14 protein-coding genes are annotated in these 19,904 nt (G+C 68.6%); 7 read left to right on the forward strand and 7 right to left on the reverse strand.

Annotation, left to right across the window (positions count from 1 at the left end):
* Window positions 1–137 precede the first annotated feature (137 nt).
* From AB0E63_RS23220 to AB0E63_RS23235, 4 genes are all read right to left on the reverse strand, one after another.
* The gene (locus AB0E63_RS23220) at window positions 138–602 is read right to left on the reverse strand and encodes a hypothetical protein (RefSeq protein WP_360369761.1); all 465 of its coding nucleotides are present in this window, start codon (window positions 600–602) and stop codon (window positions 138–140) included.
* Window positions 599–1,183, reverse strand: a complete 585-nt coding sequence (locus AB0E63_RS23225; protein WP_360369764.1) for a hypothetical protein — start codon at window positions 1,181–1,183, stop codon at window positions 599–601. The genes AB0E63_RS23220 and AB0E63_RS23225 overlap by 4 nt, the downstream gene beginning before the upstream one ends.
* Window positions 1,184–1,367: 184 nt before the next feature.
* Window positions 1,368–1,907 (reverse strand): dihydrofolate reductase family protein, encoded by a 540-nt coding sequence (locus AB0E63_RS23230; protein WP_360369767.1) that lies wholly within the window; start codon window positions 1,905–1,907, stop codon window positions 1,368–1,370.
* Window positions 1,908–1,922: 15 nt separating this feature from the next.
* Entirely contained in the window at window positions 1,923–2,486 is a 564-nt protein-coding gene (locus AB0E63_RS23235; protein ID WP_360369770.1) for an NAD(P)H-dependent oxidoreductase, read from the reverse strand.
* A 96-nt stretch (window positions 2,487–2,582) separates the two neighbouring features.
* On the opposite strand from AB0E63_RS23235, the gene AB0E63_RS23240 reads away from it, so the two are divergent.
* Window positions 2,583–5,627 carry a BTAD domain-containing putative transcriptional regulator gene (locus AB0E63_RS23240; RefSeq protein WP_360369773.1) on the forward strand — a complete coding sequence of 1,015 codons (3,045 nt, stop codon included), beginning with the start codon at window positions 2,583–2,585 and terminating at the stop codon, window positions 5,625–5,627.
* Between the two features lie 97 nt (window positions 5,628–5,724).
* Complete coding sequence (locus AB0E63_RS23245; protein ID WP_360369776.1) at window positions 5,725–7,236, forward strand: LLM class flavin-dependent oxidoreductase; 1,512 nt, start codon at window positions 5,725–5,727, stop codon at window positions 7,234–7,236.
* On the opposite strand, the gene AB0E63_RS23250 is transcribed toward AB0E63_RS23245, so the two are convergent.
* Complete coding sequence (locus AB0E63_RS23250; RefSeq protein ID WP_360369779.1) at window positions 7,229–7,855, reverse strand: DUF6308 family protein; 627 nt, start codon at window positions 7,853–7,855, stop codon at window positions 7,229–7,231. The two genes, AB0E63_RS23245 and AB0E63_RS23250, sit on opposite strands and share 8 nt — an antisense overlap.
* Before the next feature lie 420 nt (window positions 7,856–8,275).
* Here AB0E63_RS23250 and AB0E63_RS23255 point away from each other — a divergent pair, with 420 nt between their 5' ends.
* Window positions 8,276–8,962 (forward strand): lysine transporter LysE, encoded by a 687-nt coding sequence (locus AB0E63_RS23255; protein ID WP_360369782.1) that lies wholly within the window; start codon window positions 8,276–8,278, stop codon window positions 8,960–8,962.
* Here the strand turns inward: AB0E63_RS23255 and AB0E63_RS23260 are convergent.
* Window positions 8,959–12,540: a UvrD-helicase domain-containing protein gene (locus tag AB0E63_RS23260; RefSeq protein ID WP_360369785.1), complete on the reverse strand. Its 3,582-nt coding sequence runs from the start codon at window positions 12,538–12,540 to the stop codon at window positions 8,959–8,961. The two genes, AB0E63_RS23255 and AB0E63_RS23260, sit on opposite strands and share 4 nt — an antisense overlap.
* Window positions 12,533–15,634, reverse strand: a complete 3,102-nt coding sequence (locus AB0E63_RS23265) for a PD-(D/E)XK nuclease family protein (RefSeq protein ID WP_360369788.1) — start codon at window positions 15,632–15,634, stop codon at window positions 12,533–12,535. The genes AB0E63_RS23260 and AB0E63_RS23265 overlap by 8 nt, the downstream gene beginning before the upstream one ends.
* A 122-nt stretch (window positions 15,635–15,756) precedes the next feature.
* On the opposite strand from AB0E63_RS23265, the gene AB0E63_RS23270 reads away from it, so the two are divergent.
* From AB0E63_RS23270 to AB0E63_RS23285, 4 genes are all read left to right on the forward strand, one after another.
* Window positions 15,757–15,954, forward strand: a complete 198-nt coding sequence (locus AB0E63_RS23270) for a hypothetical protein (RefSeq protein WP_360369791.1) — start codon at window positions 15,757–15,759, stop codon at window positions 15,952–15,954.
* Window positions 15,955–15,961: 7 nt separating this feature from the next.
* Entirely contained in the window at window positions 15,962–16,357 is a 396-nt protein-coding gene (locus AB0E63_RS23275; protein WP_360369794.1) for a VOC family protein, read from the forward strand.
* A 104-nt stretch (window positions 16,358–16,461) separates the two neighbouring features.
* Window positions 16,462–19,212: an FtsK/SpoIIIE domain-containing protein gene (locus tag AB0E63_RS23280; RefSeq protein ID WP_360369797.1), complete on the forward strand. Its 2,751-nt coding sequence runs from the start codon at window positions 16,462–16,464 to the stop codon at window positions 19,210–19,212.
* Entirely contained in the window at window positions 19,209–19,886 is a 678-nt protein-coding gene (locus AB0E63_RS23285; protein ID WP_360369799.1) for a hypothetical protein, read from the forward strand. Before AB0E63_RS23280 ends, AB0E63_RS23285 begins: the two co-directional genes overlap by 4 nt.
* Window positions 19,887–19,904: the final 18 nt, after the last annotated feature.

The raw sequence follows: 19,904 nt of genomic DNA on the forward strand, positions 1-19,904 counted from the left end.
CAACTAGGCGCGGGGGTTGTATAACACCAAAAAACCGGCCCCGCACCAGCTATACAACCACACCAACACCCCCCCCCCCCCCCAAACACCCGGCCCGCCGCGGCCGGCGCCCCCCGCCCCCCCCGACCGTGGTTGCGTCAGAGGGTCAGCAGCCGCTGGAAGAACGCGCGGTAGCGCTGCAGGGCGGAGCGGAGATCCTCGGTGGAGGGCGCTCCGTCGGACCACTGCTTCTCCAGGTCCTGATGCTGGCTCTCGAACGTGTCCGAGAGGCGCTTGAGCAGATCGTCGACGAGGTTGTCGGCCTCGGTGACGGCCTGGCGCGGATCGTCCACGAAGCCTTGCTGGATGACCTCCCAGCGCGCCCGGAAGTCGACCACCGCATCCGGCGCCACCAACGGCTCCTCCGACGCTCGCTCGCTTGTCGGCTCGTCCGTCGTCCGGTCGTCGCGCGCATAGTCGGCGCGATCGCCCAAGGCGTCGCTCGTACGGTCGTCGCGCGCATAGTCGGTGCGGTCGCCCAGGGCGTCGCTCGCACGGTCTGTGTCGGTCATCATGCGGTCGTCGTCCGTCGCCTCGAAGCGACGGTCATCGTTCATGGTCATGCTTGCTCCTTGGCGTCTGTCGGTTGGGTGCGGTGCCGCTGGTGGTCGTCCTCGCTGCCGGCCAGCAACGCGTCGACGAGCGCGCGGTACGAGGTCACGGCCTGACGGAGTTCTTCCGTGTCGGTCTCACCGCGGGCCTGCGCGACCGCGACCCGGTGCGCGTTGCGGTAGTGCGTGGCGACCTGCGGATGCTCGACCGAGATGTCGTTCACGCGCTGGTCGAAGTCGTCGACCGGGTACCCGGTCTCGCGCATCATCCGCAGCACCAGCCGATCGGCATCGCTGACGGCGGCGGCCGGCTGATCGACGAAGCTCTGCTGGATCTCGGCCCATTCCTCGCGGTACAGCGCCGCGGACCCGCCGCTCAACGGCACGATGTCGAGCTTCGCGACCCGGCGTTCGCGCTCGCGCAGTTCGCGCTCGGCGCTGCGCTGATCACCGGACTCCTCGAGCGTGCGCTCGTACTCCGGGCCGAACCGCTTGTGCAGCTGGTCCGATTGTCTGCGCTGATAGACGAAGAACAGCGCGGCCGCCGCGAGCAGGACGACGACGATGATGACAATGGTCAGGACGGTACCCATCAGACCTCCAGTCCGAATCGTGTGCGGACCTTGCGATCTGGCGTAGCCGATCGCGAGGACCTGCGGCAGGCGGTCCCCAGCGCCGCCTCACATCCCCGAAGTCGCACCGGTACCCACGGTCTGGGCAGACAAGCGCGCAGCCGGCCACCGATGACGAATCGGTGGCCGGCTGGGAGCGGTTGGTTCAGGCCTTCGGAGCCAGCTTGTGCACGACGATGCCCGACTTGAAGGTGGTCGTGCCGAGCAGTTCGAGGTGGGTGATGTCGATGTTGTCGCCGCGGAACATGTTCTCGCCGTCGGCCACCACCGGGAAGATCCAGAAGTGGTACTCGTCGACCAGCTTGTTCTCCAGCAGGGTTTTCGAGAACGACCCGGTCCCGTACTTGATCAGGTCGCCGCCGTCTTCGGCCTTGAGCCGCTTGACCGCCTCGGCGGCGTCGCCCTCGAGCGGCTGGGCGTTCCACTTCCACTCGGTCACCGTGCGGCTGGCGACGTACTTCGGCATGGCGTTGAAGTGGTCGGTGAACGGGTCACCGCCGCGCTGCGACCACGCGTCCGCGAACCCTTCGTAGGTGACGCGGCCGAGCACCTGCGCGTCGACGCCTTCCATCAGCCCCTGGGAGTAGGCCGCGTGCTCGTCGTCCCAGTACGGCGGGCTCCAGCGCTGCGGGTTGTCGATGACGCCGTTCAGGGTGACGAAGGTGGTCTCGATCAGCTTCCTCATGGGTCTTTCCCTTTCTCAGTGTTGGTAAGGACGCTTGGTGCGCGCGTCCCGGAGCGCTTCGGCCCACCAGACGAGCTGGTCGAGCATGAGCTTGGCTTCCGCCTCGTACCCGGCGGAAGGTCGTGGCCAGTCGCCGTTCGCGGTGAACTGCTCCCAGTAGCAGGGGAGCGCGACCGTGTTGCGGATGGTGACGGCGTGGAGTTCGGCGAAGACCTGCCGGAGTTGCAGGGTGGCGCACCGCCCGCCGGTCTCCCGGCCGTAGCTGACGATTGCGACCGGCTTGGCGTGCCATTCGTCGTAGTACCAGTCCAGTGCGGTCTTCAACGGCGCCGGAAAGCTGCTGTTGATCTCCGGTGTCACCACTGCGAACGCATCCGCGTCCGCCAGCCTCGGAGCCAGTACTGCGACCTCCGCCGGCGTCTCGTCGTCGGTGTCGGGCAGTGTGCTCGGCAGATGTGCGGTGGCCAGGTCGACCAGGTCGATCTCGAACTGCTTGGCCGCTTGCCGGGCCAGCCAGTGCGCCACGGTCGGACCGAACCGCCCGTGGCGGGTGCTGCCGATGATCACTGCCAGTCGCATGTCCTGCCTCCTTTCCGGTGACACAGACTCTGCCGGAGGCCGTTTACGGTTTCTTTCCGGTCAGTGCGTGAGTCGGCGGAAAGATAAGGTGCGGCCATGCGTTTCGGGGTGCTCGGACCGGTCACTGCCTGGACGGACGCGGGTACGCCCGTCACCATCCAGGGCCTGAAGGTCCGTGCGCTCCTGGCCGACCTGCTGGTGCACGAGGGCCGTCCTGTGCCGGCAGACCGCCTGATCGACGACCTGTGGGGTTCAGAGCTGCCGGGCAACCCGTCGGGCACGCTCTCCGCCAAGGTCTCCCAGCTCCGCCGTGCCTTCGAGGACGCCGAGCGCGGCAGTCGTGCCCTGGTCAAGTCCGGCCCCGCGGGCTACTCGATCACCGTCGACAGTGCGTCGTACGACGCTCTGGGGTTCGCCGACCGGGTTGCGGCAGGAGAGCTCGCTGAGGCGCTGGGGCTGTGGCGCGGACCGGCGTACGCCGACTTCGCGGACGAGGCGTTCGTGGAGACGAGCGTGGCCCGGCTGACCGAGCAGCGGCTGACCGCATTGGAGACGTGGCATGAGGAGCGGCCTGGCTCGGTCAGTGAGCTCGCCGACCTCGTCGCCGCCTATCCGTTGCGAGAGCGGTTGCGGGCTTCGCACATGAAGGCCCTCTACCGGAGTGGTCGGCAGAGCGAGGCCTTGGACAGCTACGAGCAGCTGCGCCGCCTGCTGCTGGACGACCTCGGTCTGGACCCCAGCCCGGAGCTTGTCGCTCTCCATCAGTCGATCCTCACGCAAGAGCTCCCGCATGCCCGCAGCAACCTTCCGGCTCAACTGACCGAGCTCATTGGACGTGTGGACGCCATGGCCGACGTGAGCTCGTGTCTGGCCTCCTCACGCCTCGTGACGCTGACTGGCCCTGGGGGAGTAGGCAAGACCCGGCTGGCGCTCGCAGCGGCCGGTGAGGTGGCGGAGCGCTTCCCGGATGGCGTCGTACTGGTCGAACTGGCCGCGGTGACACCAGATGCGCTGTCTGTCAGCAGTTCGCTGACAGACGCCGTTCAGGCGGCGCTGGATCTGCGAGACGCCAGTGGTTCCGGTGACGGAGTGGTCGAGCGGCTGGCAGCGGTCATGGGGTCTCGGCTCTTGGTCCTCGACAACTGCGAGCAGGTCGTCGCAGAGGTGGCCGAGTTGACCGATCGACTGTTGGCGGCCGCGCCGAGTCTGCGCGTGCTGGCGACAAGTCGTGAGCCGCTGGGTCTTGCCGGCGAGGTGGTCTGGAGTGTGCCGCCGCTTGATGTCCCGTCGCCTGCTCTGGAGCTGGAGGCCTTGAGCGAGTGCAGTGCCGTCGAGTTGTTCGTGACCCGTGCCGCTGCGGCCTCTCGGGACTTCACTCTGTCTGCGGAGACCGCGGCCGACGTGTCTGTGCTTTGTCGGCGGCTTGACGGGATCCCGCTGGCGCTGGAGCTCGCTGCGACTCGCGTGCGTGCGTTGGGAGTGCGTGGTTTGGTCGCGCGACTCGATGACCGCTTCCGGCTGCTCGCGACCGGACACCGCGGTGCTGCGCCGCGTCAGCAGACGCTGCTGGCGATGATCGACTGGAGTTGGGAGCTGCTCGATCCGGAAGAGCAGTCCGTGCTGCGACGTCTCGCCGTACACGCGGATGGGTGTACGGCGGAGGCTGCGGCCGTGGTGTGCGATGAGGCCGACGTTCTCGATGTCTTGGTACGGCTCGTCGACCGGTCGCTCGTCGTACCCGTGCAAGGGGTGGATGGGCCACGCTACCGGCTGCTGGAGTCGGTCGCGGCGTACTGCGTGGAGAAGCTGCGTGCGGCCGGTGAGTTGGAGTCGGTGCGGCAGCGGCATCTGTCGTACTACACGTCATTGGCTGAGGCGGCCCGGCCTGCACTCTTCGGTGGTGACCAGAGTCGGTGGTTGGAGCTTCTTGACGAGGACTCCGCCAACTTGCGGACCGCATTGGATCGCGCTGTTGCCACTGAGCAGTCGGAGCCGGCTGAGCGCTTGGTGGACGCACTGGCCTGGTACTGGTTCCTGCGTGGGCGCCACGTGGAGGCTCTGCGGTCTCTGGAAGCCGTCCAGGGGTCCGCGCGGGTCGGGGCTTGGCGGGCCGGGTTCAAGTACCTGCTGGGCGACAGCGAGGCGGCGGCGGAGCGAGACCGGTGGACTGACGCGGCTGACGCTTTTGGACTGTGGTGGATCGCCTATGCAGCCAGCGATGCCGGTGACCTTCCGGCGTGTCAGGCGCTGCTCGACCGGGCGCTGAAGAGGTTCGAGGCCGACGGGGACCAGTGGGGTGTCGCGGCCGTGCTGGCCGCGCGGGCGAAGCATGCGCACGTGCGGGCGGATCTGCCGGCCTTGTTCGACGATGCGTGCGAGAGTATCGGGATCTTCCGCTCGCTGGGAGATCGGTGGGGTGTGCTGCAGGCGACGGGCTGGTTCGGGGCGCATGCCGAACTCGTCGGCGACTTCGACGAGGCGGAGCGGCTCCACCTCGAGGGCGCGCAGGCCGCGGAGGAGATCGGGTTGTGGCCCGAGGTCGCCAATGCGCTGGGCATGCTCGGGTGGACGTCGATCCGGCAGGGCCGCTACGACTTGGCCCGCACCCACGGCGAGCGCGCACTGCGGCTGGCCACCGAACAGGGCCAGCGCTCGACCCAGGCCCTGGCGGAACTCGTGCTCGGCTTCGCGGCCCGGCGTACCGGCTTGCTGGCGGAGGCATCGCAGCGACTGGGAGCGTTGATCGACGCTGCTCGCCGGCAGACCGAGTCCGTCCTCTATCTGTCGATCGTCCTGGAGGAGCTCGGCTTCGTCCGCGAGCTCGAGGGTGACGTTGTTGCCGCCTTGGAGCTCCACGAGGAGGCGTTCCGGATCTCCGTTGACTTCGAGTCTCTCCGCGGCATGTGCTGGGCCCTCGAAGGCATCGCCGCCTGCCACCCGGACAAGACCCTGGCCGCCACGCTCCTGGGCGCTGCCGCGGCCACCCGAGCCACCGAGAACTATCTGATCGCCGCAACCGAAACCTCAGACCTGGACCGAGCGATCGCTGCGGCTTCAGCCGCCCTGGGCCGGTCGGCTTACGAGGCCGCGTACACCACTGGCACGACCCTGACTCCGGAACAGGCCTTCAGTTTGGTCTAGCCGGTTCGGTCCGCCAGCAGATGTTCTGTGGTTGAGATTATTCGTTCAGCGAAGTAGTTTTGCTCGCGAGCGCACTTCCGACAGGTGAAGGTGAACCATGGACTACGGCCACGAGTTGGTCTTCGGCACGTTCCTGACCCCAGCGGTCGACAACCCCGCGCGGGTGATCGCGCTGGCCCAGCTGACCGAGCAGGTCGGCCTCGATCTCGTCACGTTCCAGGACCATCCGTACCAGCCCCGCCTGATGGACGCCTGGACCCTGCTGTCGGTCGTCGCCGCGCAGACCCAGCGCGTGAAGGTGGCCACCAACGTCGCCAACCTCCCGCTCCGGCACCCCGTCGTACTCGCGCGCAGCGTCGCCACGCTGGACCTGATCTCCGGCGGTCGCGTCGAGCTGGGTCTCGGTGCGGGCGGCTTCCTGGACGCGGTCGCCGCGAACGCGGGTCCGCAGCTGACCGCCGGCCAGAGCATCGGTGCGCTCGAAGAAGCCATCGCGATCATGCGTGAGGTCTGGACGCCGACCGGCGGTGGCATCCGGCTGCCCGGCAAGCACTACACCGTCTCCGGCGCCAAGCGCGGCCCGCAGCCTGCCCACGACGTCGAGATCTGGCTGGGCGCCTACAAGCCCCGCATGCTCGCCGTCACCGGACGCCTCGCCGACGGCTGGTTGCCAAGCAGTGGGTACGCCGGCCCTGACCAGCTCGCGTCCATGAACAAGATCATCGACGAGGCAGCCGTCGAGGCGGGTCGCGATCCGGCTTCGGTACGACGGCTGTACAACCTGTCCGGCCGGTTCAGTGGGAGTGGCGGGTTCCTGCAGGGTCCGGAGGAGCTGTGGATCGACCAGCTCGCTGAGCTGACCTTGGGCGAGGGGATGAGCACGTACATCCTCGGCTCCGACGATCCGGACGATATCCGCCGGTTCGCTGAGGTGGCCGCCGGTGTGCGTGAAGCCGTGGAGGCTGCGCGCTCAGGGGCTGTTGTCGCGGCTGCCCCGGTGGTCGCTGGCGGCGGGTTCACCGTGGTGCCGACTCCACCTCCGGCTGTACGGCGGAGCGCCGTACAGCTGCTCGACGAGTCGGAGCGTCCCACGGGTCCCGCGTTGGACCCGTCGCGCACGTACACGCCGTACCAATTGTCGTCGGGTCAGCATCTGATCGACGTACACGACCATCTGCGTGCGGAGCTCGAGCAGATCCGCGATCTGGTCGAGCAGGTGGCCGCGGGGTCGCTCGGTGTCGGGCAGGCTCGGTCGCACATCAACACCATGACCATGCGGCAGAACAACTGGACCCTCGGCACGTACTGCGAGTCCTACTGCCGTCTGGTGACCACACACCACTCGCTGGAAGACGCCTCGCTCTTCCCGCACATCCGGCGAGCCGACCCCGCACTGGCGCCGGTTGTCGACCGGCTGCAGGAGGAGCACCACATCATCCACGACGTACTGGAAGGTGTGGACAAGGCACTGGTCGCACTGGTTGACGGCTCAGGCTCCATCGACGGTCTGCGCGCAGCGGTCGACCTGTTGGACGACACGCTGCTCTCGCATCTGTCCTACGAGGAGCGTGAACTGGTGGAGCCGCTGGCGCGGCTGGGGGTTATTTAGCTTCACCCAGGAGTGAGGCGAGGATGTCGAGCAGGCGAAGCGTGGGGACCTCGCCGAGCAGCCGTGCGGCCGAGGTGGACGGCTCGGCGATCAGCCGGACCTGCAGCAGCTTGAAGTCGCGGACATTGGCCGGGTTCACCAGGTCGCGGTGGATCGCGGCGAGGAACTCCGCACCTGCCGACGCGGTGCCATAGGTCATCCGGATGAAGCTGTCGGTGACCGGGTAGAGGTAGGGCCGCTTCAGGTGCAGCAGCTTCGACTTCTTGGCGTGGCCGAAGCCGCGGTGGCCGGTGAACTTGTCGTCCAGCGCCATCGCCGCCTCGAACAGGTCGCCGCCCGGCTTCGCGTCCTCCAGCCGCGCGTCGACCGGGATCGCCGCGAACTCCTTCTCCGCCTCGACCTCGAGCAGCCACGGGATGTCCATCGCCCGCAGGTCGGCGCCGATCACCATGGTGCGGGCCAAGTCCTCCAGCGTCACCTGGTTCGGATCGGAACCGCCGACGCAGGTCAACCCCGGCAAACCGTCGTAGTACTGCAACACGGCGCCGTTGGTTTCGGCGTACAGCCGCAACTGCGCGATCGCCTCGTCAACGACGATTTTCCGAGTACCGATGTTCATGAGCCACACCCTCACACTCTTGGTGGCAGACCCGCCAGCGGGCGGACCATCATCCGAACGATTCCCTCACTGTTTCCGCAGATCGTAGGCGACCCGCCGCTCATCCACACGGCAGGGTCACTTCCCGCAATCCACAACCTGTAACCATCGCCTCGCAGAGCATCCAATCGCCATAGACTCTCAGTAACAGACCATCAACCGAACGGAGGCAACCAAGCCCGACCCGGCGCCTGCCGCGCCCAGTCGCCGACCTGCTCCGACGCCGTGCCGTTGAACTGTGAGCTCGCGGGCGAGGGGTTGTAATTGGGTTGTGGGGGTGGGGCGGGGTGCTGATCATGGGGGGATGATTACGACCGCTGGAGTGTTGCTGTTGATGCCTGCTGCCGATGTCGCGGCGCGGGTGCAGCAGCAGGGTGGTCGTTGGGGGAGGTTCTGCCGCGGTCGGTCGTGATCGCGGCGGTGGTCGCCGGGGTGTTGGCTGGGTATGGGATTGCCATGCCGGTCGGGCCGGTGGGGACCTATCTGGTGGGGCTGACTGCTCGGAGTTCGTTGCGGGTGGGGGCCTGTGCGGCGCTGGGGGTTGCGTCGGCTGACGGGTTCTATGCGTTGGTGGGTGCCGTGGCGGGGTCTGCGTTGGCGCCCTTGTTGGTGCCGGTGGTGGGGCCGCTGCGCTGGGTATCCGTGGTGGTGCTCGTCGGGCTTGCCGTGCTGGGGGCGGTCAAGGCGGTACGTCGGTACCGGGCGCATCGGTTGGGTGGGATCAGCCAGGACGTGCCGGTGGGGGCGCGGATGGCGTACGTCGGGATGCTCGGGATGACGTTGCTGAGTCCGATGACCGTGATCTACTTCGCCGCGCTCGTGCTCGGCGGATCCGGGAGCGGGTCGGGGATCGCTGCCAGCGGAGCCGGGGCGGCTGCCGATCCACAAGTGTTGGAGCGGGCCGTGTTCGTGGTCGCGGCGTTTGTGGCGTCGGCCAGTTGGCAACTGTTGCTTGCCGGCGGCGGGGCGCTGTTGGGGCGGGCGTTGACCGGGCGCCTCGGTCGGTTGCTGACGGCAATCGGTTCGAGTGTGGTGATCGTCGTGCTGGAGGTGCGGTTGGTCGCTTAGAGACGGCGCTCGATGGCCTCGGTGGGGTTGAGGAAGAGGAGGACCGGTGGGGCGGTGTTGGGGAGGATGGCTGCGTACGCCTGCAACTGGGGTGCGTAGTAGGCGATTCGGCTCTCCAACGCCGCCGCGGGGATGGCGTCGGTTTTGTAGTCGACGATGGTGAGGCAGCCGTCGTCCTCGCGGTAGATGAGGTCGACGAAGCCTTCGAGGATGGTGCCGTCGGGTTGGACCGTGCCGACGTACGACTCGCGCCAGTGGTCGCGGGCGGCGGCACGCTTCACCACGTCGGAAGCGAGAGCTGAGCGGACGAGTGCTGTGACGACGTCGGCGTACTCGAGGACGCCTTCGGCGAGGCACTGGGTGGACACGGCGGCGTCCAGGCCGGCACCGCTCTCCAAGTCGACTACCTGCAGTACGGCGTGGACCGCGCGGCCGATCGCGGTGCCGTAGCGGCCCTTTGACCAGGGTGGGAGTTCGAGGTCGCGGGGCGCCTTGGCGGTGCCGGGATCCACGTCGGCGAGGGCGACGTCCGGGCCGGTGCCTTCCAGGCCGGAGGCGCTCTGGGCGGAGCGCGCTCGGCTGGCGGCCTGGGCCGCAGTCGCGCGGGACTCCCACTCGGTGCGGGAGATCGGCGGGGTGACGTCGGGTGTGATCCGCGGTTCGCGCTCCACCCGTGGTGGGCTGGTGAAAAGCGCTGCGTGCGGCGCCTCGACACCGCCGGCGGAGGCGAGCAGCTCGGCATTGCTCGAGTGGCGGCGGTTGCCGGAGCGATGCATTGAGACGATGAGGTGGTCGCGTGCGCGGGTGGCGGCGACGTACAGGAGGCGGCGGCGCTCGTAGTCGTCCATCTGCTCGTCGACCGGTTGGACAAGGTCGAAGTCCTCGGTCTGCACGGATGACTTGAGCTTCACGGCGTACCCGCCGTCCGTCGGCCAGAGCACCTGGACACCGCGCTGACGATTCGGCGCCGCCGTCATGCCGGACAGGATGACGATCGGGAACTCCAGGCCCTTCGCGGCGTGGATCGTCATGACGCGGACGGCGTCGGCATCGGTCTCGGGGAGGACGGCCTCGGCGACACGGGATGCTTCTTCGCCTTGGTGTGCGGCCCAGGCGAGGTACGAACGCAGCCCGCCATGCTCCACCTCCGACCAGGCGCGGGCCTGGTCGACGACGAAGCGGATCCGGCGCCAGGCGTCGCGCGCGCGGGGGCCGATGGCGGCGACCTCGAGCATGCGGCGGTCGGCGACGATCTTCGCGAGGACTTCGCTCGGGGTGAGCCAGCGGGCGGCGTAGTAGGTACGGCGGAGCCACTCCATCGCTTCGCCGACCGGGTGGGTCAAGAGCTGGTCCGGGACCGGCGCGGTCAGGGTGAACGAGCCGCCGGAGCGCTTCCAGACGAACAGGTCGTCGTCGCCACAGCCGAAGAGTGGTGAGCGCAGTGCCGTGATGAGGGCTAGTTGGTCGCTCGGGTCGCCGAGGGCGCGGGCGCAGGCGAGGAGGTCGCGGACCTCCGCGGTCTGGTAGACGAGCGAGCTGGCCTCGGCGCGGTACGGGATGTCGGCGCGGTCGAGGGCGTCTTCGAGGAAGGGCAGCGACGTACGCGCGGGGACCAGTACGGCGATGTCGCCGGCTGCCGCGGGACGCCAGTAGCCGGCGTGGTCGTCGTACACCTGCCAGCCTTCGCGGAGGGCCTGCTCGACGACGGCGGCGACGTCGATGGCTTCGCGTTCGCGGAGGACGGAGGCTTGTGCGCGAGGGAGGTCGTTGTGGGGTTCCGCGCCGAGGATGGTGACGGAGGGGCCGGTCAGAGATTCGTCGTACGGCGCTGAGGTGTCGTCGGCCGTGGGTACGTCGGCCGAGGCGGAGTCGCCGCCCCGCCGGAAGGGCAGGACCGTGGCGAGGTCGCCGAGCCGGTCGCCCGAGCCGGAGGTGGACGAGCCGGAACCTGAGGGGTCGGCCGAGGAGCCTGCGGGGCCAAGCGAGCCGGCGGCGGCGGACTCGGATGCGATGTCGTCGAAGAGTGCGGGCTCGTCGGGGTCGTCGAAGAGCGTGGGCTCGTCATCGGGTTCGCCGAAGAGGGAGAGTTGGTCGCCGGTGGCTGGGGTGGTGGGGTCGGGGCGAGACCGGTGCGAGGCAGCGCCTGCCCCTGGGCGGGATGCGGTCGCGGCGCTGGACGGACCGGTGCGGTTGGGGGACAAGGACTGGTACGACGGTTGGGCGGCTTCCTGGGGTTGGATCAAGGTCTCGAAGACTGTGTTGATCCACCGCAGGATGGGCGGCACCGTCCGGAAGTTGGTGGTGAGCGCAACCGTTTCGCCGAGCAGGTCCTGGGCGGTCAGGTACGTCGCGATGTTGGCCCGCCGGAACCGATAGATCGACTGCTTCGGGTCGCCGACCACGAACAGCCGCCCCTCAGGAACCTCGACGTCACGCCAGTCCTCGGCCTCCGCCTCCGCACCCCCTGCGATACGGACCGCCAGCTCGATCTGGATCGGATCCGTGTCCTGGAACTCGTCCAGCAGCAACCGCTCGAACCGCTCCTGCAGCGCCGACCGCACCGACGGGTCGCGTCGGAGCAGATCCCGCGCCAGCACCAGCAGGTCGTGGAACTCCAGCCGACCCTCCTCCCGGCGCAGCCGAGCCGACTCGAGCACCCGGCGAGCGATCCAGTGCGAAAGGTGCCGAAGGCAAGCATCCAGTAGCAGCTCGACCAGCGACCCGGCGACCTCGACCACCTCGGTGCAGTCGCCGCGTACGCGACCGATGTCCGGCCAGTTCTCCTTGCGCCCGATTCTCCCCACCTTCAGACCGCGGAACGTCTGCAGGATCGCCAGCTGCGTCTCCTGGTCGGATGCGGCGTCGAGCATCAGGCCCAGCTCCCGGATCTGCACCACCTTCGGCAGCAACCGGTCCTCAGGATCCAGGCACGACTCGGCCGCGCCACCGATCTGCGCCGCCGCGGCGACCAGCCCGGTGAGATCCGGCATCGCCACCAGCTCGGGCGGATCCACGAGTACGCGCTCGGCGATCAGGTCCCAATCGTTGCCGAACAACCGCGCCAGCGACCGCAGATGCTTCAGCTCGACCCCGACCGCCATCGCCAGCAGCAACGGCTCCGCGATCGAGTCGTCGTCCAGCAGCTGTTGCTGCAACTCAGCCCAGCGTTCCTCGAAGGCGACCGACGACCCGACCTCGTCCAGTACGTCGATCAGCGGCGGCAGGCCAGCTTCGATCGGGTGTGCGAGCAGGATCTGCTGAGCGAACGCGTGCAGAGTGCCGATCGACGCCGAATCGAGGTCGTCCAGCGCCGCGTCCGCCAGCGCACCGGCCGGGCCTCGCCGGGCCTTCTCGAACTCGACGCGCAGCCGGTCACGCAGCTCCGCGCCGGCCTTCTCGGTGAAGGTGACGGCCGCAATCGTGCGCAGGGGTACGCCGTCGCGCAGAACGAGTGTGGTCACGCGGTCGACGAGGGCGTGGGTCTTGCCGGAACCCGCGCCCGCCTCGACGAAGAGTGTGGAGTCGGTGTCCGACCGGATCCGCTCCCGCGCCGGACCGTCCAGCAACTGCTCACTCATGGCCGGCCTCCGAAGCGGGGGCAGTTGGATCGAGCGGATCCAAGGCGGTCGGGTCGATCAGGCGAACCAGGCGGTCGAGGACCGGGTCGTGACGTTTGCGATCCCACCGAGCCCGCACCTCACTGTGCCCGAGTCCGTCCGGGTTGCAGTACGGGCACTGGACCCACAAGAAGTCGGGGATCTCGGGCGCCTTCGGTGGGAAGTGCCCGGCCGCGATCGACGACACGATCACGTCGAGCGTGTCGACGTACCGCTCCTCGACCTCGGGAGTCAGTGGCACCGGGATCCGCTTCCCGCCGCGCCGGACGAACCAGTACGACGCCTCGACCGGTGTCGACTCCTCTCCCAGCCGAGCCCGCGCCGCATACGCGTACACCGGCAACTGCAGCTTCGTCCCGCCCGCCACCGGATCGGACTCGATCGCCTCGTACCGCGAGAACCCGCCGGTCTTCACGTCCGTCACATAGATGGTCCCGTCAGAACCGAGATCGACCTTGTCGGCCGACCCCCGCAGCAGGACACGCCCGGACGGCACCGGAATCTCCACCGGCGGCTCACCGTCGAACCCGAACCGCAGCTCGCTCGCCACCACCGACGCGTCCCGATCCGCGCGCCAGCGGTCGTCGTCGGTCAGCAGCACCATCAAGTCCCCAAGAATCCGCAGCCGCTCCCGCTGCCACAACCGCGGATGCCCGGTCAGCCCCTCCGCCTCGAACCGATCCGCGAGCTCCGCCCCGATCGCGAGCAACAGCGACCGCTGCTCCGCCGTCCACGGCTCGCCGCGCTCAGGGAGCGATCCCCTCAGCTGCGACACGAAGGCGTCGATGCTGTAGTGGATCAGATTCCCCACCTGCAAAGGCGAAATGACCAACAGGTCCTCAGGCGCCTCGAGCGGCTCGACCTGAAGCAGCCGCTCGACGAAGTAGGCATGGGGACACGTCGCATACGCCTCGAGCGACGTCGGCGACGCGATCCGATCCTCCACCGCGTACTCCGGCAGACCCGACACCCCGGACAGGTCTCCGTCGAACCGTGTGAACGCGTTGCTCCCACGTCCGCGCAGCAGCTCACGCGCCCGCACGAGCACCTCGTCGTTCACCCACAACCGCGCCGCCGCGGCCCGGACCTGCCACTCCTGCTCGGTCGCCGGCATGGTTGCCGTTGTCAACGATCCTGCGTACGACGCCGACGTCCGCAGCAACTCGCCGTACCTGTCCCACTGTGTCGCGGGCAGCCCGTGATCGCCGGTGAGCTCGCGCAACGACCCCAGCAACCAACGCGTCGGCAATCGCCGTGACGACCGCCGCAGATCGCCTCGCGGGAACGACGCAACGACGCGCGACCCGGCCGAGAACGCGACCAGCAGATGCCGCTGCTTCTCGTCGAGGCGATCCCGGAACGATGCCAGCTCCGGCGCCGCCGCCTCGCGCACGCGATGGGGGAGCAATGCGTCCTCGTGCACGCGCCCCGGATACAGGTCCTCCGACAGACCCACGACGTACACGATGTCCGCCGACAGCCCGATGCTCGCCGACAGCGGTGTCACCAGCACACCGGTGCCGAACGTCCCGACCCGGGGGAGCGACTGCTGCAGCTCGAGATCCAGCACGTCGCGCAGGACGGCGAGGCTGGCCGGCGTACCGAGCTCGTCCAACGTGGACAGGCCCTTCAACGAGCTCTCGACCGCGGCCGCGGCGTACTGCTCTTCCACCGGCAAGGACGAGTAGTCGCCCAGCAGAGCGTGGAAAAGCTGCAGCACCCCGTCCGCAAGCTCGGACCAGGTCTCCAGCAAGGCCAGAGCGCTCAGCCGGCGACGGAGTTCCGAAGCGAACGCGTGCAGCCGCTCGGCCTTGGATGCGTTGTACTGCGCGCGCCGGACCGCGGCCGGCCGTGGGTCCTCGGCCGCTTCCTCCTGATCAGCAGTACGCCGCTCAGCCTCGGCGTACCGTGCGAGCCGCGTATCCCAGTCGTCGCCTCGAACCACACCGGCGACCCGGGACATCCGCTCCCACTGCGGCACCGGGATCCGCTCGCCGGTGAAGTCGCGCGTCGGCGCGTTCGCGAGCGCACGGAACACATCCGCGCGCGGCAGGTCCTGATCGACGAGCGCCAGCACCTCGAGCAGGGTCCGCGCGATTGCGCGCTCGTGCACGGGACGTGTGCCGGGTCCGTTCACCTCGATCCGGGCGGCGGCCAGGTGCTCGTGCAGGAGCCGCGCGTACGGCGAGGCGGCCGAATAGAGCACCGCGATCCGATGCGCCGGCGTGTGCTCGAGCGATTCGACGACATCGCGGACGACGCAGCGCACCTCGTCGTCGGCGTCGGAGGCGTTCAGGATCTCGGTGGCGACCGGGTAGTTCTTCGAGATCGACGGTGGCAGGTCTATACCGATGCGTTCGAGGGACCTGCGGACGGCACGGTCGGCTCGTCGTACGTCGGTCAGACCGACGATCACTGTGAGATCAGCCGCGGCGCTGCCGAGCGCTTCGACGAACGCCGCCTCCGATTGGGTGAGCTCCTGGGGTAGATAGAGAACAAGGGCGCCGAGCTCGCCGGCGATGCCAGGCTCGTCCGTGAGGCGCGCGGCCGCTGCCCGGAGAAGATCGGTCTCGTCGTACCAGTCGGCGGCGAGATCGGTGGTGACGTGGCGGTGCAGACGGACCAGGTCGGGACCGAGCGCGGAGGCGTGGGCGACGTTGTCCAGCGCGGGGTCGCTGAGATCGCGAAGCTCGCGATGGGCTGACGCAAGCGCTTGGATGGTCGACGGATGCTCGGCGACCTCTTCGAAGATGCCCGGCGCCTTCGACAGCGCCGTACGCCAGGTCGCTGCGACGATCGGCCGGGTCGCGGGGCGGCGCGGCGACAGGACTCCGGCCGCGAGCTGCTCGGCAAGGCGCTCCAAGGTGGCGAGATAGAGGCCGGCGATGCCTGACCGGGCGAGATGGCGGCGGGCGATGACGCCGGCCAGGTTGTTGGGCAGCAGCAGGGTGACAGGGGTCATCGGATCGTCCGCCTTCAGCCGTGAGACCACGGCCTGCAGGCATTCGAGCGCGGCGGCTCCGTACGCCGTGCTCTCGATCCGGGTGGTACTCACCGCAACCCCCGATCCGTTGACTGTCATCGCAGACGGTAAACCCTGCCACGGACAGAAAGATGACGGGGCGCGAAACGCCAAGATTTTCTGCAGGGGCCGCGTTCGGCTCTCACAATGAAGAAATGACCAGGGAGACGACGATCGCGCGGGTTCTGCTCGTGCTCGTCTTCGCGCCGGCCGGCGGCCTGTTCGGCAAGGCCGTCGCCGAGGCCGCGCAGAGCCGCGAGTGGTGGCCGTGGCTGGTCGCGGCGCTGGTCTGGCTGGTGCTGTCGGGGCTGATCTCGGTGGCGGTGTCGAACCATTTCGACGAGCACAGATAATGCTCCGATGGTCGCTGCGGTGCATCACGTCGAGATCTGGGTCCCGGACCTGTCCCGGGCGCAGGAGAGCTGGGGCTGGATCCTCAATCGGCTGGGCTGGAAGGACGGTGACGGCTGGCCCGGCGGCATGACCTGGGCGGCGCCCGACGGCAGTTACCTTGTGGTCGAGCAGAGCCCGGCGATGTCGGCCGGCGAGCACGACCGGATGCGGCCCGGGATGAACCATCTCGCGTTGAACGCGGCCGGGCGCGCCGAGGTGGACGCCATCGTCGCGGAGGCCGCCCGGCACGGCTGGACGCTGATGTTCGCCGACCGGCACCCGTACGCCGGCGGCCCGCAGCATTACGCCGCCTTCCTCCACAACACCGACGGCTACGAACTCGAGATCGTCGCTCCTGATTAGCAGGTGAGACTACTGATGCCTGGAGTGACGCTTGGGACTACCCGTATGACATGGTTACTCCAGGCAATATGGAGTCGCGGGGCAAGTGTGGAAGGACGGTGCTCGTGACGGAGAAGCCTGACGGGGGAAGTACGCCCGGACCGGTTTCACCGGAGCTCCTGGAAGCGCGGATCCGCGGTCTGCAGCACGCGCTCGGCCAGTTGCTGGACAACGCCCGCCGGCTGACGCACGGCGAGCACCAGCGGGCTGTGCAGTTGCATCGTCAACTGCAGGAGCAGACCGCGATCGCCCGGCGTGAGTCGCGTGCCCTCGTCGACTCCAAGACCGCGGAAGCGCTCTCGACGGCCGAGCCGAAGGCGCGTCTGCTGGCGGACCGGCTGGCGCCCGGTCTGGCGTCTATTCCGCCGAACGACGCCCGCTGGCGTTCGCGTCAACTAGTCGGCGCAGGCATCCCGTCGTACGTCCGGATCGGTGAGCTCGACCCCGGTACGCCGGTGGTCGCGCCGCTGCTGCGGACGAACGGCTGGAAGGTGACCGCGGACCGCAACCAGTCCGCGCGCAGACTTCTGCAGAGCATCGCCTTGCGGCTGGTCGCGGCCGCCGAACCCTTCCGGCTCAGGATCGACGCGTTCGACCCCCGGCTGACCGGCATGATGGGTCTGCTCGGTCACCTGACCACGAAGTACCCGCAATTGGTGCCCAGGGCAACGCATACCGCCGAGCAGCTGCACACCGTGCTGTCCGGACTCGTCGATGTGTCGTCGCTGCGGGCCAGCCGGCAGGCGCAGCTCGGGCACCAGCGATTCGAGGATCTGATCCGGGAGACCGGCCAGGTCACCGATCCGTACCGGCTGGTCGTCCTGTTCGACTACCCGGCCGGCATCGACTCGCTCGCCCAGCGCGACCTGCTCCGGCTGGCCGCCACCGCCGGCGAGCGCGGGATCTGCTTCCTGGTTCATCATGACCCGTCGACGAGTTCCGAGATGGACGTCGAGACCAAGCAGTTGCTCGAGTTCCTCAACCCAGTGACCATCGGCGGAGACAAGGTCGAGGTCACGCAACTGCCCGGCGTGGCCGCGAAGCTGGATCCGCCGTTCGACGCGAACGTTGCCGCCGGCATCTGTGACGTGGTGGCCGAGCTCGCGGAGGCCGCCGTACTCCCGACCATCGACTTCGAGCGCACCCTGCCGGACCGCTCGACCTGGTGGCAGCCGGTCAAGGACGAGATCGGCACAGTGATCGGGTACGACGATCGCACGCCGGCGCTGGTGCGGTTGCGCACTGGGAACCCTGCGCTCCCGCATGTGCTCGTCGGGGGCGCGGTCGGTCAGGGCAAGTCGAACCTGCTGCTCGTGATGATCCACGGTCTCGCCGCGCGCTACGACCCGGTGGACCTGGAGATGTACCTGCTCGACTTCAAGCATGGTGTCGAGTTCTCCGCGCTCGGTCCGGCGGGGGAGCGGGAGCACTGGCTGCCACAGGTGCGGGTGCTCGGTGTGCACAGCGACCGGGCGTTCGGTCTCGCCGTACTGCGGCATCTGTCGGACGAGTTGGCGCGGCGCAGCGAGATCTTCAAGTCGCACGGCAACGTTGCCGATATCGCGGAGCTTGCCCCAGGCCCCGATCGGCCGCCGCGGATCCTGGTCGTCCTCGACGAGTTCCAGGTTCTGCTCGAGGACGACGACGAGCTCGCGGACGAGGCGGCGAAGTTGCTCGAGCGGTTGGTCCGTCTGGGACGCGCGTACGGCGTGCATGTCGTACTGGCGACGCAGACGATCGAAGGCGTCAAGCGGTTGGCGACCCGGCGCGACTCGATCTTCGGCCAGGTGCCGTACCGGATTGCGCTGAAGACGACGCCGGCCGACTCGCAAGCGATTCTGCGGAGCGGGAACACTGCTGCGGCTGAATTGCAGTTCCGCGGCGAGGCCGTGCTCAACGCAAACTTCGGCTCTCCGGACGACAACCAGCATGTGCTGGTCAGCTTCGCGGACAAGGCCGTGCTGGACTCGCTGCGGCGTGAACTATGGGAGCGCGCGGGTACGATGGCGCGCCCGCCGCGGATCTTCCATCTGGCCGAGCCGGCCCGGCTGACGGACACCGCGGTTGCGGTGAAACCGGAGCTGGGGCGGCCGTGGACCGGGCTGCCGATCGCGGTGACGGAGGAGCCCGTGCAGGTCGAAGTACGGCCCGAGCCGGGAGCCGGCGTACTCGTGCTCGGTGACGGTCCGGCGGATGCGCTCGGCGTACTGAGTGGGCTCGCGTTGTCGACGGCGGCCGCGGCCGTGGATCCGCCACGGTTCATCTTCATGGACGGCACCGACTCGTCACCGACTGTTGCTGAGGGCAAGGACGCGCTGGTGCAGGCGTTGCGGCAACTCGGCTGCGAGGTCGAGACGGTCGACAAGCATGCGGACATCGCGCCACGGTTGTTCTCGCTGCGGGACGCCGTACGCAATGGGCACGTCGGCGAGACCTATCTGCTCGGGTTCGGGTTCCACGGGGTGCCGCGGATGCAGTTGCACGCGGAGGGGTTCTTCGAGAGTCCGGCGAACGCACTGCAGGACATCGTGCGTGACGGACCGGCGCAGGGGCTGATCACGTTCGGGTGGTGGAACCGGCTGCATGTGTGCACCGAGCAGCTTGGGTACGGGCGCGCGAACGTGGCGACTCACCTGTTCCTACGGCACCCACAGGACGGCGTACGCGCGGTGGCCGGACCGCTGGTGCGGTGGGCTTCGGAACCACACCGGGGTCTGTTGTGGGACGGGCTCCACCCTGAGGCACAGGTCGTCGTACCGTTTGCCGCACTGCGTTCCGATGAGGTGGACCGCGCGGTGGAGTTGGTGCGGCGATGAAGGTAGAAGAGAAGGCATGGTCCGAGTACGCACGGGCGCTGCGGACGGTCGCGGGAGCCCGTGCGGACGCGCAGCAGGCGCAGGACCGGCTGACCGCGCACAAGTCGAAAGCCGAGGCCGCTGCGATGGCGGAGGCCGACGCCATGGCCGAGCGCGGGCGGTTGTTGGAGCTCCGGCTGAACGCACTGGCCGAGAAGGCCGCTGCGAGCCTGCAGCGGGCCGGACTGCCCGCTGACGGCAAGCGAGCGAACCATGCGCTGCCCGAGATCCGCGTACTGAACGACATCGAGACGGTCGCGGTCCGGATCACCAAACAGCTGAGTGAGACCGTCGAGCAGCTCGAAGAGGTCCGTGCGGCCGCCCGGGCTGAGCAGGAGCGACGGAAGCGACGTACCATCAGCGCGGTCTTGATGCTGGTCGGGTTCGTGGTGGTGTGGGTGGTGACCGGGTCGTTCCTGGCCGGAGTCGAGGCCGCGGCCATCGCCGCCGTCACGATGCTGGCCGCGTCCCGGGCGCTCGGGCTGCCCAGGCTGCCCGGTGCGCGCTGGTGGGGCTGGGGTGGTGCGGTCGCGGTCGTCGTCGCCATGGCGGCCGGTCTGCCGTGGTGGCTCGCGATCCTGGTGCCGGTCATCGTGGCCGGTACGGCGATCGTGCTGCCGAAGAAGCGCAACTAGGTTTGGGAGTGAGTTCAG

It is taken from the genome of Kribbella sp. NPDC026596, assembly GCF_040638415.1.
Taxonomy (GTDB): domain Bacteria; phylum Actinomycetota; class Actinomycetes; order Propionibacteriales; family Kribbellaceae; genus Kribbella.

What these genes read in the sequence shown, in the direction of transcription:
- AB0E63_RS23230 (WP_360369767.1), bottom strand. Translation starts at nt 1,907, where the DNA reads ATGAGGAAGCTGATCGAGACCACCTTCGTCACCCTGAACGGCGTCATC.
- AB0E63_RS23270 (WP_360369791.1), top strand. Translation starts at nt 15,757, where the DNA reads ATGACCAGGGAGACGACGATCGCGCGGGTTCTGCTCGTGCTCGTCTTC.
- AB0E63_RS23220 (WP_360369761.1), bottom strand. Translation starts at nt 602, where the DNA reads ATGACCATGAACGATGACCGTCGCTTCGAGGCGACGGACGACGACCGC.
- AB0E63_RS23240 (WP_360369773.1), top strand. Translation starts at nt 2,583, where the DNA reads ATGCGTTTCGGGGTGCTCGGACCGGTCACTGCCTGGACGGACGCGGGT.
- AB0E63_RS23275 (WP_360369794.1), top strand. Translation starts at nt 15,962, where the DNA reads ATGGTCGCTGCGGTGCATCACGTCGAGATCTGGGTCCCGGACCTGTCC.
- AB0E63_RS23260 (WP_360369785.1), bottom strand. Translation starts at nt 12,540, where the DNA reads ATGAGTGAGCAGTTGCTGGACGGTCCGGCGCGGGAGCGGATCCGGTCG.
- AB0E63_RS23250 (WP_360369779.1), bottom strand. Translation starts at nt 7,855, where the DNA reads ATGAACATCGGTACTCGGAAAATCGTCGTTGACGAGGCGATCGCGCAG.
- AB0E63_RS23285 (WP_360369799.1), top strand. Translation starts at nt 19,209, where the DNA reads ATGAAGGTAGAAGAGAAGGCATGGTCCGAGTACGCACGGGCGCTGCGG.
- AB0E63_RS23225 (WP_360369764.1), bottom strand. Translation starts at nt 1,183, where the DNA reads ATGGGTACCGTCCTGACCATTGTCATCATCGTCGTCGTCCTGCTCGCG.
- AB0E63_RS23245 (WP_360369776.1), top strand. Translation starts at nt 5,725, where the DNA reads ATGGACTACGGCCACGAGTTGGTCTTCGGCACGTTCCTGACCCCAGCG.
- AB0E63_RS23235 (WP_360369770.1), bottom strand. Translation starts at nt 2,486, where the DNA reads ATGCGACTGGCAGTGATCATCGGCAGCACCCGCCACGGGCGGTTCGGT.